Raw genomic sequence first — 16,338 nt, 5'->3', positions numbered from 1 at the left:
TGCCGCAGAGTGGTCGCATCCCGTGTTGGGAACAACGGGGAAGGAATCCGCGTTGTGTGGAGTAGTTGGGAGATCGCCGATGCAGGCGAATCCGGAGGCGAAAAGGAGTCAGATGCCGGCGACGATGGCGCAGGTTACCGACGCCGCTGCCGTGGCAGCGGACGATGCTGCCTGGACACCGCCGTCGTGGGACGAGATCGTGCGTACTCACGCATCCCGGGTGTATCGGCTCGCATACCGGCTCACCGGCAACCCGCACGACGCGGAGGACCTCACCCAGGAAACATTCATCCGGGTGTTCCGCAGCCTCTCGTCGTATAAGCCGGGCACGTTCGAGGGCTGGTTGCACCGGATCACCACGAACTTGTTCCTCGATATGGCGCGCAGGCGGCAGCGTGTGCGCATGGAGGGGCTGCCCGACGACACCGACCGCATCGTCGGCGACGACCCGAGTCCAGAGCAGGTCTTCTCAGACACGCACCTTGACCCTGACCTGCAGGCCGCGCTCGACGAACTGCCGCCTGAGTTCCGCGCCGCTGTCGTGCTGTGCGACGTCGAGGGGCTGTCCTACGAGGAGATCGGTGCCACCCTCGGGGTGAAACTTGGTACCGTACGCAGCAGGATTCACCGTGGCCGCCAGGCTCTGCGTGCGTCGCTTGAGCGTCGCAAGGAGTCGCAAGGGGAAACGATGAGGACGAAGGCATGACGCACTCGCGTGCCGAGGGTCCCGGAGGGCAGTGGCACAGCGGGCGGACGTCGGGTAACTGGCAGCTGCCTGAGTCGCATCTGCTGCCCGACGCGATCGTCGCGTTCGTGGATGGCGAACTGTCGCCGGGCGCGAGGGAACGCGCCGCGATCCACCTCATGCGGTGCTCGGCCTGCGCTGCGGACGTCACGGCGCAGCGGCAGGCGAGGGAGGCCGTGCACGACTCACAGGTGCCTGCCATGCCGGCTGGGTTGCTCGCCTCGCTGAGCTCCATTCCACAAACCACTGAGATCTCGTCAGGGCCGGACAACCTCGCCATGACCGCGGACGGTCAGCTCGTCGCGGTGCAGCGGCCGGAGAGCCCACAGCGGGGCGCGACGCTCGGCGCGGCGCGGCTGGGTTCCAGCACTCCGCTCGGCGCCGTCGGTTTCGGCCGCAAGCACGGCAAGCGCACCGCGCAGGGTGCGGGCGTCGTGGTCTCAGGGCTGGTGCTGACCGCACTGGCCTTCGCGCTCACCGTCGAGGAGGGTGGTGCCCCCGCGCGCTCCGGCGGCGATTCCGGCGTCGTGCCCGCCGGTTACACCGGCACCGCGACGACGTCGAGCACCACCACCGCGCCGACCACCTCGACGCCGGTCACCGTATCCAGCGGCTTGGTCCGCTGAGGCTCGCGGGTTAACCGCAACGCCGACTTCACCACGTCAGCGGCACACTGGGGACGAGACACGTGCGTCACGAGCCGGTCGCGCGTAACCGCCGCATCTTCGGGGAGCGATGAGCGACAACTCGCAGCAGCCCGCCCGGCCCGGCGACGGGAAGGGCGAGCAGGGAGCCTCACGGGAGGCGCAGCAGCCAGCGGTCGATGCCGCGGCTGCCGTGTTCGGCCGCCCGCCTGGCGTTGAGGGGGCTTTCGACACCCGGCAGCGGGACGACTCCGCTGCCGCTCAGCCGTCGCGACCCGCTCAGCCGCCCGCCTCGCTGGTCGAGGCGTTCTCCAGGGACACCGCTGACGCGGGCGTGGTGCTGCAGCGACCGCCGGGCGGGGACATCCCCGATGGCGCCAGTGGCAACGGCGCGGACCCGCTGTGGTCGTCGGCCACCGATCCGTGGCGCAACCCTGGCTCTGGCGCGGTGCTGGGCACTCCTGCGCTCGCGCAGGACGCGGATGAGCCGGAGGAGCAACCTAAACAGCAGGAGAGGGTGTTCAGCCTCGCCGAGGTGATCTTCGGCGGCAGGCTTCGGACCAGCGCACTGGTCATCCTCGCGGTCGCGGTGCTCATCGTCGGCGCGCTCGGCGGTACGCTCGGCTGGTTCCTCGCGCAGCAGGGCAACCAGCTGACAAGGGACGTCACGTTGGCGCAGGTGGACGAAGCGGTGGAACGCCCTCCCGGCTCGGTGGCAGGCACTGTCGCGAAAGTCGCCCCGGCCGTGGTGTCGATCGAGGTCACATCGGGGCAGAGCGGCGGCGTCGGGTCCGGCGTCGTCATCGACCGCGACGGCTATATCGTCACCAACGACCACGTCGTCGCCTCGGCGCAAGCCGACGACGACGCCGAGATCACGGCGGTGTTCACCGACGGAAGCAGAGCAACGGCGAAGCTGGTCGGTTCCGACCCGAAGACCGACCTCGCGGTGCTCAAGGTCAACGTCAGGAACCCGACGGTGCTGCAGCTCGGGAAGTCCGAACAGCTCCAGCCTGGCGATACCGTGATCGCCGTCGGCTCGCCGTTCGGGCTGGAAAACACCGTGACCGTCGGCATCGTCAGTGCGGTGAACCGGCCGGTTACCGCGCCCGCTGAGACCGGCGGTGAGCAGGTCACCTACGACGCTATCCAGACCGACGCCGCGATCAACCCCGGCAACTCCGGCGGCGCGCTCGTCGACAAGAACGGCCTGCTCGTCGGTGTTAACTCGCTGATCAGAACCGTCGGCAACGCCAGGGGGCAGGGCGGCAGCATCGGGCTCGGCTTCGCCATCCCGGTAGACGACGTCGTCAAGATCGCCGAGTCGCTGATTGCCAACGGTTCGGTGTCGCACGCTTTCCTCGGCGTCAGCGCGGCATCCGTCGCGGCGAACTCCTCGCGTGGCGCGCGGGTGAACAACGTCGCTCCTGGTGGGCCCGCGCAGGAGGCTGGCATCAAGGAGGGCGACGTCATCGTGCAGGTCGGTGATCGGACGGTGCGCAATGCCGCCGAGCTCACGGTCGCGGTGCGCAAACACGACGTCGGCGAGGTCACCCGTGTCAAGCTGGTGCGCGGCGGTAGGGAACTAGTCGTCGACGTCAAGCTGGGGTCTGACTGAGCTTGGTGCCTGCCGGTAAGCTGGTGGCGTCCGAGTGATGGAGGGGCCGTATGTTCGACAGCATTGGCATGTGGGAGATCCTCGTGCTGCTCATCGCGGCGCTGTTCATCCTCGGCCCTGAGCGGTTGCCGGACGCTATGGCGTGGGTCGGCCGCAGCGTCCGCAAGGTGCGGGAGTTCGCCACCGGCGCACGGGACCAGCTGCGCGATGAGATGGGCCCCGAGTTCGATGAGTTCCGTAAGCCGATCGAGGACCTGCGCAGCCTGCGCAATTTCGACCCGAAGCGTGCGGTGACGCAGCACTTGTTCGACGGCGACGAGGACCCGCTCGGCCTGAACGATGACGGTAGCGCCCGCGGCGCTGGTGCTGGCGGAGCTGGGACCGGGTCTGGCGGTGCCGGAAGCAACGGCGCCACGCGCGGGACTGCCGCCGCTGGCGGCCGCGTCCAGGATCCCCTCATCGCAGGCGAGAAGCCTCCGGTTGACCCTGACGCGACGTAAAACCGCGAGTCGCACCTTAGATCGCGCGAGTCGCACGTTCGGGGCGATGAGTTGCACCTTGCGAGGTCGCGAGTCGCACCTGTGGCGTCCTGAACGCGGGAAACGATGCGAACGACCCCGCACCGCCGGACGGTTTACCGCCCGGCGGGGGTGACGTTCAGCATCATGCCGGACAAGCCACGCGCACGGACGGACAGCTTTGACGCTGCCTCGCGGAGCACGGCGGAGGCCGGGGCGTCGGGCGCCGTCAGCACCAGCGGCGTGCCTTCGTCGCCCTGCTCACGCAGCCTGGGGTCGAGCGGGACCTGACCGAGCAGCGGTACCTCGGCGCCGACGGACTTCGACAGCGAGTCAGCGACTTGCTGCCCACCACCGGAACCGAAGAGTTCGACGCGCGAGCCGTCCGGTGTCTCGTACCAGGACATGTTCTCGATGACGCCGGCCACCCGCTGCCGCGTCTGCAACGCGATCGCGCCCGCGCGCTCGGCCACCTCGGCCGCGGCCTGCTGCGGCGTCGTGACCACCAGGATCTCCGCGTTCGGGATCAGCTGCGCCACCGAGATCGCGATGTCACCCGTGCCGGGTGGCAGGTCGAGCAGCAGGACGTCGAGGTCGCCCCAGAAGACGTCGGCGAGGAACTGCTGCAACGCGCGGTGCAGCATCGGCCCGCGCCATACCACCGGGGTGTTGCCAGGCGTGAACATCCCGATCGAGATGACCTTCACGCCGTGCGCCTGCGGCGGCATGATCATTTCCTCGACCTTGGTCGGCTTCTCGCTCGCGCCGAGCATGCGGGGCACCGAGTGGCCGTAGATGTCGGCGTCGACAACGCCAACGGACAGCCCGCGCTCGGCCATCGACACGGCCATGTTCACCGTGACGCTGGACTTGCCGACCCCGCCCTTGCCGGATGCCACGCAGTACACCCTGGTCAGCGACCCTGGCTGCGCGAAAGGGATCACTGGCTCCTTGGCGTCGCCGCGCAGCGACTTGCGCAGCTCGGTCCGCTGCTCGTCGCTCATGACGTCCAGTTCGACCTGCACCTCACGGACGCCGTCGAGCGTGCCGACCGCTTCCTTGGTGTTGTTGGTGATGGTCTCCTTGAGTGGGCAGCCAGCGATGGTGAGGTAGATGCCGACCTTGACGACGCCGTCCTCGCCGATCTCGACGTCCTTGACCATGCCGAGCTCGGTGATCGGCTTACCGATCTCCGGGTCCTTGACACCCGAGAGGGCGTCGCGCACGGCCTCGTCGCTGGGAACGCCCTGCGTCTGCTGGGTGCTTGTCACGCTTGCGCACCGACCTTCGTGAGGGGGTATGTCCTTCTCCAACCATGCTACGGGTGGGCGGTCGGACGCCGTGTTCGCGCCTGGCTGAGTCGTCACGAACTTGTCGCTGGCCCTGTTCTTGTCGGTCTCGCGGCGTAGCATCGAACCCGGGTGATCCGAATGGAGATCGTGCTCTACGTCGTGCTCGCCCTCGTGCTGGCGGCGGTTGGTTACGTCGGCGCGGGTCTGCGGGTGGTGCGGCAGTACGAACGAGGGCTCGTGCTGCGCTTCGGCAGGGTCCACCGGGCGCCGAGGGAGCCGGGCCTGAAGTTCATTGTCCCTGGCGTCGACCACATGCGGAAAGTGAACATGCAGGTGGTGACGCTGCCTGTGCCTGGTCAGGACGGCATCACCAGGGACAACGTGACGGTGCGGGTGGACGCCGTCGTGTACTTCAAGGTCATCGACCCGGTGCAGGCCATCGTTGGGGTGGAGAACTACCGCTTCGCGATGCTGCAGGTCGCGCAGTCCAGCTTGCGCCGGATCATCGGGGAAAGCAGCCTCGATGACCTGCTGTCGAACCGGCAGCGGCTCAACGAGGGCCTGGAGATCATGATCGACAGTCCCGCCGTCGGGTGGGGGATTCACATCGATCGGGTGGAGATCAAGGACGTCGCGCTGCCAGAAGCGATGAAGCGCGCGATGTCGCGGCAGGCCGAGGCCGAACGGGAACGCCGGGGCAGGGTGATTTCCGCCGAGGGCGAGCTGCAGGCGTCGGAGAAGCTGGCGCAAGCGGCGGAGCGTATGGCGAATACTCCCGCCGCGCTGCAATTGCGTTTGCTGGAAACTGTGGTGGAAGTCGCCGCGGAGAAGAACTCGACACTGGTGTTGCCGTTCCCGGTCGAGCTATTGCGTTTCCTCGAAGCCAGCACCGTGACGCGAAAAGGGATGCAACCGAAATCTCAGGGTGAGGGCGAGCACAAAACTGAAACGTCTGAAGTCGAATCGCTCGATGGGCAACTACCTGCGGAAACAACCGCTAAAGATGATCAAGAGACAGAACGTCCACGGTGAAGTAACACACAGATAACGAACAGAACTTGCGCTGGGCATACCTGGTCGAGTGATGCTGGGGCTATGCGAAAGCGTTTTGCCAGCCTGCAAGATCGAGTTCGGGAGATCTGGTTCGGCGACGACAGCGGTCCCGACTCGTTGCTCGCACGCAGTTTTCGGGCGTGCGAGGACTGCGGTGAGAACGTCTATATTCTCGCGACGAGCTGCCGTGAGTGTGGTGCCGAACTCGAACTGCTCGCGAGCTGATGGCGACCACACCGAGCTGACCAGGTAACAGCTGAGTAGGGCAGCCCGGCTTCCCGAAACCGCGGCCAGCTACCCGAAGGGCGGCCGAGCAGAAAGGCGTTGCCGCCGTCACACTGGCAAGGCGGGCATCATCCGTTGGATACTGCTGGGTAACCACCCGCCCGCGAGCTCAAGAGGAGCGCCGATGGCCCGCCTTGCCCAGACCGCCGGATTGACCGATGTGCAGTCGGAGATCCTGGCGACTGTCCGTGACTTCGTGGACAAGGAGATCATTCCGCACGCGCAGGAGCTTGAGCACGCGGACACCTACCCGAGCGAGATCGTCGAGGGCATGAAGGAGATGGGGCTGTTCGGCCTCACCATTCCCGAGGAGTACGGCGGTCTCGGCGAGTCGTTGCTGACGTACGCGCTGGTCGTCGAGCAGATCGCGCGTGGCTGGATGAGCGTCTCCGGCGTGATCAACACCCACTTCATCGTGGCGCACATGATCAAACAACACGGCACGGAGGCGCAGAAGCAGTACTACCTGCCGAAGATGGCCACCGGCGAGATCCGGGGCTCCTTTTCGATGTCGGAGCCGGATCTCGGCTCGGACGTCGCCGCGATCAAGACCCGCGCCAAGGCTGATGGTGACGACTACGTGATCGACGGCAGCAAGATGTGGCTGACCAACGGTGGCACGTCGAACTTGATCGCGCTGCTGGTCAAGACGGACGAGGGCGCCGACAAGGCGCACAAGAACCTCACCACCTTCCTGGTGGAGAAGCCGGAGGGCTTCGGCGAGGTGGCGCCGGGCCTGACCATCCCCGGCAAGCTCGACAAGATGGGCTACAAGGGTGTCGACACGACCGAGGCCGTGTTCGACGGCTACCGCATCGGTGGGGATGCCGTGCTGGGTGGCGCGCCCGGCAAGGGTTTCGCGCAGATGATGGACGGTGTCGAGGTCGGCAGGGTCAACGTCGCCGCGCGGGCGTGTGGCATCGCGATCAGGGCGTTCGAGCTGGCCGCTGAGTACGCCCAGCAGCGCAAGACGTTCGGCAAGCCGATCGCCGAGCACCAGGCGATCGCGTTCAAGCTGGCCGAGATGGGCACCAAGGTCGAAGCCGCCCACCTGATGATGGTCAACGCCGCGCGACTAAAGGACTCCGGCGCGCGCAACGATGTCGAGGCAGGCATGGCCAAACTGATCGCATCGGAGTACTGCGCCGAGGTCACCCAGGAGTCGTTCCGCATTCACGGCGGCTACGGCTACTCCAAGGAGTACGAGATCGAACGGCTGATGCGCGAGGCGCCGTTCCTGCTCATCGGTGAGGGCACCAGCGAGATCCAGAAGACGATCATTAGCCGCGGCCTGCTCCGGGACTACCGCTCGAAAGGCTGAGGCCGCGCCGAACGCGGTAATCACCTCCGTGGCAAGCTACAGCGCCATTGATGTCCGGATTTGGCAGGATGGTGCTGTGGCCTGTTCACGAGAGGTGATCACGTGACGAGTCCGTTTTCGATGTCCGCGCGCCAAGGGGGGCAGCCGAAGCTGCCAACCCCGCCGAGCGGCTGGCCGATCGGCTGTTACCCCACCTACGAAGAGGCGCAACGCGCTGTCGACTACCTCGCCGGTGACGACTTCCCGATCTCCGACGTCACGATCGTCGGCGTCGACCTGATGCTGGTCGAGCGTGTGATGGCGAAGCTGACCTGGGGCAAAGTGCTCGCGGCAGGCGCGGTGCCCGGCGCGTGGTTCGGCCTGCTCATGGGACTGCTGCTGAGCTTGTTCAGCGAGGGGGAGGGGCTGGTCTACGGGCCGATCGTGTTCGGCATCGCCGCTGGCACCGTGTTCGGCATCGTGCTCGCCGCCGCGAACTTCGGCATGACCAAGAGCAAGCGGTCGTTCAGCTCAACGAGTCAGCTCGTCGCCGGCCGCTATGACGTCTTGTGCCTGCCGCGTAACGCCGAGCGTGGCAGGGATCTGCTCGCGCGACTCGCACTAGGCCAGTCGAACCAGTCAGCGCCGCCTTCTACTCCGTAAGGAGCACGAAGGTCACGAGTCTTAATCGGTCAGGCTCGCGTCTGTCCACAAGTCTTGCGGGCAGGAGTATGGTTCCGGCTCACTATTTGTTGGCAACCTCAACGAAGAGGAGGCTGGCGATGGCGCCGGTGACCTACGACAAAGCGTCGTGTGTGTACTCGGGCGGAGTACGCGCCGTGGACACACTCGACCTGTCGATCGACGACGGGGAGTTTTTGGTGCTTGTCGGCCCATCGGGCTGCGGCAAGTCGACGTCGCTGCGCATGCTCGCCGGTCTGGAAGAGGTCAGTGAAGGCGCCATCCGCATCGGTGACCGTGATGTCAGTGGGCTGTCCCCAAAGGATCGCGACATCGCGATGGTGTTCCAGAGCTACGCCCTCTACCCGCACATGAGCGTCGCGGACAACATGGGCTTCGCGCTCAAGATCGCCAGGGAGAAGAAGCCAGAGATCAAGCGTCGGGTCGCTGAGGCGGCGAAGCTGCTCGATCTTGAGCAGTACCTCGACCGCAAACCCAAGGCGCTCTCCGGCGGGCAGCGGCAGCGGGTCGCGATGGGACGCGCGATCGTGCGCGAGCCGCAGGTGTTCCTCATGGACGAGCCACTGTCTAACTTGGACGCCAAGCTGCGGGTGTCAACCCGCACCCAGATCGCGGCGCTGCAACGGCGACTAGGCGTCACCACGGTTTACGTCACCCACGACCAGGTCGAGGCTATGACGATGGGCGACCGGGTGTGTGTGCTCGACAAGGGCAGGTTGATGCAGGTCGATACCCCGCGTGAGCTGTACGAACATCCGGAGAACGTCTTCGTCGCGGGATTCATCGGCTCGCCCGCGATGAACATCGGGGACCTGCCGATCGCCGGCGGTGGCGCTCGCATCGGCCAGGCGACGGTCCCGCTGCCCCGTGTCACCCTCGATGCCATCGCGACCGAGGACGCCGCGGACCGGGTCACCGTCGGGTTCCGGCCGGAGTCCCTTGACGTGGTACCCGCGGGTACCGACCAGTCATTCGAGGTCGTCGTCAACGTCATCGAGGAATTGGGCGCGGAAGCCTACGTCTACGGTGCGCTCACCGATCCGGCTGGGGCGGAGATGTCCTCCCCCGACATCATCGCACGGGTCGAGCCGCGCGATGTGCCAGCGAAGGGCGACACGATCAATCTCAGAATCCGCCCCGATCAGCGGCATGTCTTCTCCGTGGCGACCGGTGACCGGTTGCCGACGTAACACGACGGCTAGGTCAAGAGCCCAGCCATGACGCACCCGCTTCGGAAGTACCGCGGGTTGGAGCAAGAGAAGGAGCGCGTATGCGATCACGAAACACACTGAGGCTCGGCGCACTTGTGTTCGCCAGCTCCCTCGTGCTGAGCGGGTGCCTCGGCGCGGAACAAGGGGACGACGGCGACGGGGGGCAGTCGGTCCAGATCTTCGGTGGCATCACCGGAACGGAGGAGGCCAAGCTCGTCGAGGATGCGGTCGCGGAGATCAAGGAAGCGACTGGCGTCGACGTCGAGTACCAGCCATCCCGTGACTTCACCACGATCATCCGGAGCAGGGTACGCGGCGGCGACGCGCCGGACATCGCCCTGTACCCACAGCCGGGGCTGCTGCTGGACATGTCCAGCGACATCACCCCGCTCGACGACGTCGACGTCGGTCTTGACGAGGCAAGGGAGACGCTGATCCCCGGCTTCCTCGACTCGGCGACCAAGGACGGCAAGGTCTACGGTGCGCCGATCGACCAGGCGCCGAAGAGCCTCGTCTGGTATCCGAAGGAGCCGTTCGAGAAGGCGGGCTACGAGGTGCCGACCACGCACCAGGAGCTGCTCGACCTGACCGAGCAGATCAAGGACGACGGCGATACGCCGTGGTGCATCGGCATCGAGTCCGGGCCGGACACCGGCTGGCCGGCGACCGACTGGCTGGAGGACTACGTGCTGCGTACCGCTGGTCCGGACGCCTACGACCAGTGGGTCAACGGGGAGCTGAAGTTCAGCAGCCCGGAGATCACCGAGGCGGCGGAGACCATGGGCGAGGTCATGCTGACCGAGGGCAATGTGCAAGGTGGCGGGAAGGCCATCGTCAACACCCCGTTCGGTGAGTCGTCGGAGCGAATGTTCGAGGACCCGCCGGGGTGCTACCTGCACCGGCAGGCGAGCTTCATTACCAGCTTCTTCCCGGACAAGGTGCAGGAGAACCTTGATGAGAACGCGGGCGTGTTCGTGCTGCCGCCGGTCGAGGATGGCTTCGACGGCACGCCGATCCTCGGCAGCGGTAACTTCGCCGCGCTGCTGAACTCGGAGAACGAGAACGCGGTCAAGGTCATGGAGTACCTGATCTCCGACAAGTTCGGCACACCGCGCTACGAGGCGGGCGGCATCCTCTCGCCGCACACGACGTTCGACGTCGAGAAGTACCCGGACGAGGTCACCAAGGAGATCGCGACTCAGGTCAACGAGGCGGACGTGTTCCGGTTTGACGGTTCCGACCTGATGCCTGCCGAGGTGGGCACCGGCAGCTTCTGGACCGGAATGGTCGACTGGATCGGCGGCCGGAAGGACCTCGACGCCGTGTTGTCCGACATCGACGAGAGCTGGCCGAGTAGCTGACCAGCGCGGCTGCCTGTGCGGGGCGCCGGGTGAGGTAGCCCGGCGCCCCGCCACTGGCGGGAAGGTAGCGAGACGATGCTCAAGGCGATCAACGCGCTGCTGGCGATCCTCGCCGGAGTGGGCGGGGGATTCGCGCTGTATCTGATCCTGAACTGGCTGGTTGAGCGGTTACCCGGCCGGTGGGAAGACCGGATCAAGCCGTACATCTTCATCGGGCCCGCGATCGTGTTCGTCACGATCTTCCTGGTGTACCCGGCGTTGCGGACGGCGTATCTGAGCTTCTTCGACGACGACGGCGAGGAGTTCGTCGGACTGGCGAACTATGTCGAATTGCTCGCCGAGTCGTCGTTCCTCAACGCATTGTTCAACAACCTGCTGTGGCTGATCGTGGTGCCCGCTGGCGTGGTGGTCGCCGGGTTGATCGTCGCGGTGCTCGCCGACCAGCTGTCGACGCGTGGCGAGAACACCGTGAAGTCGTTCATCTTCCTGCCGATGGCGATCAGCTTCGTTGGCGCGAGCACGATCTGGCGGTTCGTCTACGCCTTCGAGCCGGAAGGCAGGGCGCAGATCGGGCTGCTGAACGCGGTGTGGACGTTCTTCGGCGGTGATCCGGTCGCGTGGATTCAGTCCGACTCGTTCCGGCTGAACTCGTTCCTGCTCATGGTGATCATGATCTGGCTGCAGACCGGGTTCGCCATGGTGCTGCTGTCCGCGGCGATCAAGAACGTGCCGACGGAGACGGTGGAGGCGGCAAGGATCGACGGCGCGTCCGAGGTGCAGACCTTCTTCCAGGTCGTGGTGCCGCAGATCTGGTCGACCGTGATCACGGTGTTCGTCACCGTACTGATCCTGACCCTGAAGATCTTCGACATCATCTATGTCATGACCGGTGGCCGGTTCAACACCGACGTCATCGGTAACCGGTTCATCACCGAGCTGATCAACTTTGGCAGGGACGGCAGAGCATCGGCCATCGTGGTGATGCTGCTGATCGCGGTGATCCCCGTGATGATCTACCAGGTGCGCCAGTTCCGGCAGATGGAGGCGACGCGATGACCACGACGACACCGCCGCTCGCACCGGAAACCGAGCCCGAACCCCCGGCGAAGCCAAGCGGCGGCAAGCCGCGTCGCGGCGTCAGCACGATCATCGTCCGGATCGCCCTGCTGGTCATGGTGCTGGTGTGGACGATCCCCACGATCGGGCTGCTGGTGACCTCGGGCCGGGAGCCGGAGGTCGTGTCGAACTCCGGCTGGTGGAGCGTGCTGTCCTCGCCGCTCGACTTCACGCAGTGGACAGCGCAGAACTACGAAGAGGTGTTCACGGCCAGAGGCATGGGCAATGCCTTCTTGAACAGCCTCGTCGTCACCATTCCCGCCACGGTGATTCCGATTCTGGTCGCGGCCTTCGCGGCGTACGCGTTCACGTTCATGAAGTTTCCCGGCAGGGACGTCTTCTTCATCGTGCTGGTCGGCCTGCTTGTGGTCCCGCTGCAGGTCGCGTTCATCCCGCTGCTGCAGATCTTCGGCGAGATCGGCATCGTCGGGACGTTCCCCGCGGTGTGGCTCGCCCACGCAGCTTTCGGGATGCCGCTCGCGGTGTATCTGCTGCGCAACTACATGGAAGGGCTGCCAGGCGAGGTCATCGAGTCGGCGAAGGTCGACGGCGCCAGCCACTTCGTCACGTTCTGGCGGCTGATCATCCCGATGTCCACCCCCGCGCTGGCGGCGTATGCGATCTTTCAGTTCCTGTGGGTGTGGAACGACCTGCTCGTCGCGCTGATCTTCCTCGGCCCGGGCGATAACGAGGTCGTGACGGTCAACCTGAGCACGCTGGTCGGCACGCTTGGCTCGGACTGGCATCTGCTCACGGCGGCGGCGTTCATCACGATGATCGTGCCGATGATCGTGTTCCTTTCGCTGCAGCGCTACTTCGTCCGTGGCCTCACCGCGGGCTCGGTGAAGGGATAGCCGTCTCCTCGACGGTGCACCTGCCGACAGCGGCCGGGCTGATCCTCGGTCGGCTGTCGGCAGGTGTGTCCCGGCCGTGCTACAACCAGTGGTTTCTGCGGAAGACGCGGAACAGCAGGTAGCAGAACATCGCGATGCCGATGAGCACAGCGGGGTAGCCGTAGCGCCATTGCAGTTCGGGCATGTACTCGAAGTTCATCCCGTAGATCCCCGCGATCGCGGTTGGCACGGCGAACATCGCCGCCCACGCGGTGATCTTGCGCATGTCGACGTTCTGCTGCAGTGAGATCTTCGCGACCGTGGCGTCAACCAGCGTGGTCAGCAGTTCGTTCGCGCTGCCGATGCGCTCGGACACCGTGGTGAGGTGATCGTCGACGTCGCGGAAGTACGAGCGCACGTCCTCCGGCACGAGGCGGCTGTAGCCCTCGGCCAGTCGCCGCAGTGGGGTGGCCAGCGGTAGTACTGCCCGCCGCAGTTCCAGCACCTCGCGCTTCATCAGGTAAATCTGCTCCGCGGTGACCAGCGACCTCGGCGCGAACACCTCGGCTTCCATATCGTCGATGTCGTGCTCGATGCGCTCTGAAACGTCGAGGTAGTGGTCGACGACGGTGTCCGCGATGGCGTGCAGCACCGACGACGGTCCGAGTCGCAGCCGTTCGGGGTCGTTGTCCAGTTCCCTGCGCAGCCGGGCAAGCCCGGAGTGCTGGCCGTGACGCACCGTCACGATGAAGTCCTTGCCGAGAAAGGCCATCAGCTCGCCGGTCTCGACGATCTCGTTGGCCGTCGTCGGGGACTCGTGCGCGATGTAGCGCACCGTCTTGAGCACCATGAACAGCGTGTCTTCGTAGCGGTCGAGCTTGGGGCGCTGATGCGCGTGGACCGCATCCTCGACGGCCAGCTCGTGCAGACCGAAGTTATCCGCTATGCCCTGGATTTGTGCGGAGTCCGGTTCGTGTAGCCCGATCCAGACGAACGCGTTGTCCCGCGCACGGGCTTCGGCGATCGCGTCACCGTGCGCCCACTTGCCAGGGAGTCGCTCGCCGTCGACATAGACCCCGCAGTCAACGACGGACGCGGAGAGCGGGACGGGATCCGGCTGCCGCGCGGGTGTTCGTGACCGGCCGTAACCGCGACCGCGCAGGCCGCCGAACGGACGAATCGCCGCCATACTCCCTCCAACCGCACTCCTCGTTACTGTGTCGGCAAATACCACGGTGACCGAAAACGTCCCGACGCCTAGGCCAGCGACGGTATCTCGTCGGCCCGCTTTCGGTCTCTTCGGCATTTCATGGGCACCGATCATCGAGCCTACTCCTGCCACAGTGCATGATGTCTGGCAGAGACAGGCGGGTGCCGACAGCGGGTGACCCCGTGTGATCTTCGCACGGACGTTGCTCGCGCGACACAAGGAGGAGCGAGAGTGCAGTTCGGCCGCTATTTCGAGGAGTTCGAGGTCGGCGCGGTGTACAAGCACTGGCCTGGCAAGACGGTGACCGAGTACGACGACCACCTGTTTTGCCTACTCACCATGAACCACCATCCGCTGCACATGGACAGCCACTACGCGGCCGAGACCACCGACTTTGGCAAGAACGTCGTCGTCGGCAACTACATCTACTCGTTGCTGCTCGGCATGTCCGTCGCTGACGTCTCCGGCAAGGCCATCGCCAACCTCGAGGTGGAGTCGCTCAAGCACGTCAAGCCGACGTTCCACGGCGACACCATCTACGGCGAGACCGAGGTGCTGGACAAGACGCCGTCGAAGTCCAAGGACGACCGGGGCGTCGTGTACGTCGAGACCCGCGGGTACAACCAGGACGGCACGGTCGTCTGCGTGTTCCGGCGCAAGGTCATGGTGCCCAAGCAGTCCTACGGCGATGCGCGCGGTGGCGAGCAGCCCGGGCGCCCAGTGCCCCATGAATAGCCCAGCTCACAGCCTCGAGGCGGCTCGGCGCGGCCTGGCGGACTTCGCCGGCCGTGCCGAGGGGGCCTCGCCGCTGTACACCCACCTCGCCAGCAAGGCAGCAGAAGACGACGAGGTCGCTGGCCTGCTCGCTGACGCGCCCGAGCCGGACGGCGAGCTGCTGCTCGCGGTGGCGCACCGGCTGCTGCAGGCCGACCCGATCCACCCGTTGACCAGGTATTACCCGACGCTCGGCGGGTTCGACGGCGTCGACGCGGAGACCTGGCCGATGTTCCGCACCTTCCTGCTGGAGCGCGCCGATCGGGCACGGGAGCTGCTGACGTCGTGCACCGTCCGCAATAACGACGTCCAGCGCGCGACGCTGCTGTATCCGGCGTTGAGCGTGGTGGCGAAGCAGGCCAAGGGCACGCTTGGCCTCATCGAGGTCGGCGCGTGTGCTGGGCTGTTGCTCGGACTGGACAAGTTCGGCTACCGCTACCACTGCGACGGCGGCGAGCAGTTCACGGCAGGACCGACCAAGACCGCCGTCGGGTTGCACTGCGCGGTCGAAGGGCCAGGGTTCAGCGGGCCGAGGAAGAAGCTGCCGCTCGGCGAGCGCCTGGGACTCGACCCCGCGCCGGTGGACCTCTCCGACGAGGATGAGCTGGCCTGGCTGGACGCCTGCATCTGGGCCGACCAGCCGGAACGCGTCCGGCTGCTGCGTACCGCCGCGGCTGCCCAGGCCAAGAACCCGCAGGAGGTCGTCGCCGGTGACGGCGCGACCGACCTCGCCTCGGTGGCGGAACGGTTGCCGTCCGACGCGCCGTTGGTGGTCATGAACAGCAACACCATGGCGCACATGGGCGCGCAGGGCCGCACGGCGTACGTCGCGGCGCTGGCGGCGTTGGCCGAGCAGCGCCCGCTGTGGTGGGTCAGCCACGAGCCATACGACGTGGGCCTCGCCGAGGTGTTGCCCGGCCGCGACGATCTGACGCCGGGGGCGGGACAGTCGCGGTTCGGGGTGCTCAGCATCGCAAGCTGGTCTGGCGGCAAGCCCGACGTGACGGTGCTGGCTACCACCGACCTGCACGGTGGCCGGATGGCCTGGCTCGACTGAGGCGCGCTGGCCGGCCGGCGTCGACCTCCGCGCGCCGCGTCACTCGGTGTTCGTCGGGTCACGACCATGTGTATCCCGCCAGCTACGCCCGGCAGAACTCGTCCTGTCACACGAAATGGCGACACTCGGTGGCGTGAGAAGCACCACAGTGTCGTGATCGCAGGCCGGCCGCAGGGCCGTTCAGGTCGGTCGTGGTCCGGTCGGGAGCGCCCGCCAGTTACGTAGCGTTGTGGTCAGCCCGTCGACGAGGTCGTCATTTCGGTCGAGAGCGTCGTAGTCATCCCGGTCAATCCATCGCGCGTCGGCGGCGTCGTCACCGGCTCGCAGCGCACCGGTGACGACCGTGCAGAAGTAGTCATGGATCTCGTACCGGCCGCGTGTGACGATCCCGGCAAGCGAGCGTGGCTGGACCGTCAGTCCGGTCTCTTCTCGCAGCTCACGAACCACAGCGTCGGTCAGCGACTCACCCGCGAGCAGCCTGCCGCCTGGCAGCGACCATTTGCCGGTCGCCGGGGGATGGCCCCGCCGCACCAGCAGGATCCTGCCGGTGGCATCGTGGACGATGCCGCCAACACAACGGACCATGGATTGCTCACGAGGCATAGCCACAGAGAGTAGT

At 66.2% G+C, this 16,338-nt stretch carries 17 protein-coding genes; 14 read left to right on the top strand and 3 right to left on the bottom strand.

Going from position 1 to position 16,338, the window contains the following annotated elements; translation table 11 throughout:
• Positions 1-79 precede the first annotated feature (79 nt).
• The 4 genes from sigE (at position 80) to tatB (ending at position 3,507) form a co-directional block, all read left to right on the top strand.
• Positions 80-706 (top strand): RNA polymerase sigma factor SigE, encoded by a 627-nt coding sequence (gene sigE, locus AMYHA_RS24885; RefSeq protein WP_034275043.1) that lies wholly within the window; start codon positions 80-82, stop codon positions 704-706.
• On the top strand, positions 703-1,371 hold the full coding sequence (locus AMYHA_RS24880) for an anti-sigma factor family protein (RefSeq protein WP_157362390.1): 669 nt from the start codon (positions 703-705) through the stop codon (positions 1,369-1,371). The genes sigE and AMYHA_RS24880 overlap by 4 nt, the downstream gene beginning before the upstream one ends.
• 109 nt (positions 1,372-1,480) lie before the next feature.
• Entirely contained in the window at positions 1,481-3,007 is a 1,527-nt protein-coding gene (locus AMYHA_RS24875; protein ID WP_084037489.1) for a S1C family serine protease, read from the top strand.
• Positions 3,008-3,057: 50 nt separating this feature from the next.
• Positions 3,058-3,507, top strand: a complete 450-nt coding sequence (gene tatB / locus AMYHA_RS24870) for a Sec-independent protein translocase protein TatB (RefSeq protein WP_034275041.1) — start codon at positions 3,058-3,060, stop codon at positions 3,505-3,507.
• Positions 3,508-3,641: 134 nt separating this feature from the next.
• On the opposite strand, the gene AMYHA_RS24865 is transcribed toward tatB, so the two are convergent.
• Positions 3,642-4,796, bottom strand: coding sequence for an Mrp/NBP35 family ATP-binding protein (locus AMYHA_RS24865; RefSeq protein ID WP_034275038.1), 1,155 nt, complete (start codon positions 4,794-4,796; stop codon positions 3,642-3,644).
• Between the two features lie 159 nt (positions 4,797-4,955).
• On the opposite strand from AMYHA_RS24865, the gene AMYHA_RS24860 reads away from it, so the two are divergent.
• The 8 genes from AMYHA_RS24860 to AMYHA_RS24825 all read left to right on the top strand — a co-directional run bounded on the left by AMYHA_RS24860 (position 4,956) and on the right by AMYHA_RS24825 (position 12,699).
• Complete coding sequence (locus AMYHA_RS24860; protein ID WP_084037488.1) at positions 4,956-5,849, top strand: slipin family protein; 894 nt, start codon at positions 4,956-4,958, stop codon at positions 5,847-5,849.
• Between the two features lie 63 nt (positions 5,850-5,912).
• The gene (locus AMYHA_RS24855) at positions 5,913-6,095 is read left to right on the top strand and encodes a hypothetical protein (RefSeq protein WP_034275036.1); all 183 of its coding nucleotides are present in this window, start codon (positions 5,913-5,915) and stop codon (positions 6,093-6,095) included.
• A gap of 184 nt (positions 6,096-6,279) precedes the next feature.
• Positions 6,280-7,476 carry an acyl-CoA dehydrogenase family protein gene (locus tag AMYHA_RS24850; RefSeq protein ID WP_034275033.1) on the top strand — a complete coding sequence of 399 codons (1,197 nt, stop codon included), beginning with the start codon at positions 6,280-6,282 and terminating at the stop codon, positions 7,474-7,476.
• Positions 7,477-7,596: 120 nt separating this feature from the next.
• Positions 7,597-8,118 carry a general stress protein gene (locus tag AMYHA_RS24845; protein ID WP_034275031.1) on the top strand — a complete coding sequence of 174 codons (522 nt, stop codon included), beginning with the start codon at positions 7,597-7,599 and terminating at the stop codon, positions 8,116-8,118.
• Positions 8,119-8,237: 119 nt separating this feature from the next.
• Positions 8,238-9,347: an ABC transporter ATP-binding protein gene (locus AMYHA_RS24840; RefSeq protein WP_034275029.1), complete on the top strand. Its 1,110-nt coding sequence runs from the start codon at positions 8,238-8,240 to the stop codon at positions 9,345-9,347.
• 80 nt (positions 9,348-9,427) lie between these two features.
• Positions 9,428-10,729, top strand: a complete 1,302-nt coding sequence (locus AMYHA_RS24835) for an ABC transporter substrate-binding protein (RefSeq protein ID WP_034275027.1) — start codon at positions 9,428-9,430, stop codon at positions 10,727-10,729.
• Between the two features lie 75 nt (positions 10,730-10,804).
• Positions 10,805-11,785: a carbohydrate ABC transporter permease gene (locus AMYHA_RS24830; RefSeq protein WP_034275025.1), complete on the top strand. Its 981-nt coding sequence runs from the start codon at positions 10,805-10,807 to the stop codon at positions 11,783-11,785.
• Complete coding sequence (locus tag AMYHA_RS24825) at positions 11,782-12,699, top strand: carbohydrate ABC transporter permease (protein WP_051400278.1); 918 nt, start codon at positions 11,782-11,784, stop codon at positions 12,697-12,699. Before AMYHA_RS24830 ends, AMYHA_RS24825 begins: the two co-directional genes overlap by 4 nt.
• Positions 12,700-12,778: 79 nt before the next feature.
• On the opposite strand, the gene corA is transcribed toward AMYHA_RS24825, so the two are convergent.
• A complete protein-coding gene (corA, locus tag AMYHA_RS24820; protein ID WP_034275022.1) occupies positions 12,779-13,867 on the bottom strand; it encodes a magnesium/cobalt transporter CorA in 1,089 nt (362 codons plus the stop codon).
• A 252-nt stretch (positions 13,868-14,119) separates the two neighbouring features.
• Here corA and AMYHA_RS24815 point away from each other — a divergent pair, with 252 nt between their 5' ends.
• Complete coding sequence (locus tag AMYHA_RS24815) at positions 14,120-14,623, top strand: MaoC family dehydratase (protein WP_034275020.1); 504 nt, start codon at positions 14,120-14,122, stop codon at positions 14,621-14,623.
• Complete coding sequence (locus AMYHA_RS24810) at positions 14,616-15,719, top strand: DUF2332 domain-containing protein (protein ID WP_034275018.1); 1,104 nt, start codon at positions 14,616-14,618, stop codon at positions 15,717-15,719. Before AMYHA_RS24815 ends, AMYHA_RS24810 begins: the two co-directional genes overlap by 8 nt.
• A 180-nt stretch (positions 15,720-15,899) precedes the next feature.
• Here the strand turns inward: AMYHA_RS24810 and AMYHA_RS24805 are convergent, their stop codons facing one another.
• Complete coding sequence (locus AMYHA_RS24805; protein ID WP_034275016.1) at positions 15,900-16,322, bottom strand: NUDIX hydrolase; 423 nt, start codon at positions 16,320-16,322, stop codon at positions 15,900-15,902.
• Positions 16,323-16,338 lie beyond the last annotated feature (16 nt).

Origin of the sequence: Haloechinothrix halophila YIM 93223 (assembly GCF_000504245.1) — a bacterium.
Taxonomy (GTDB): Bacteria; Actinomycetota; Actinomycetes; order Mycobacteriales; family Pseudonocardiaceae; genus Haloechinothrix_A; species Haloechinothrix_A halophila.
The sequence above is the reverse complement of the archived record's forward strand: the minus strand, read 5'-3'. Positions and strand labels throughout refer to the sequence as shown.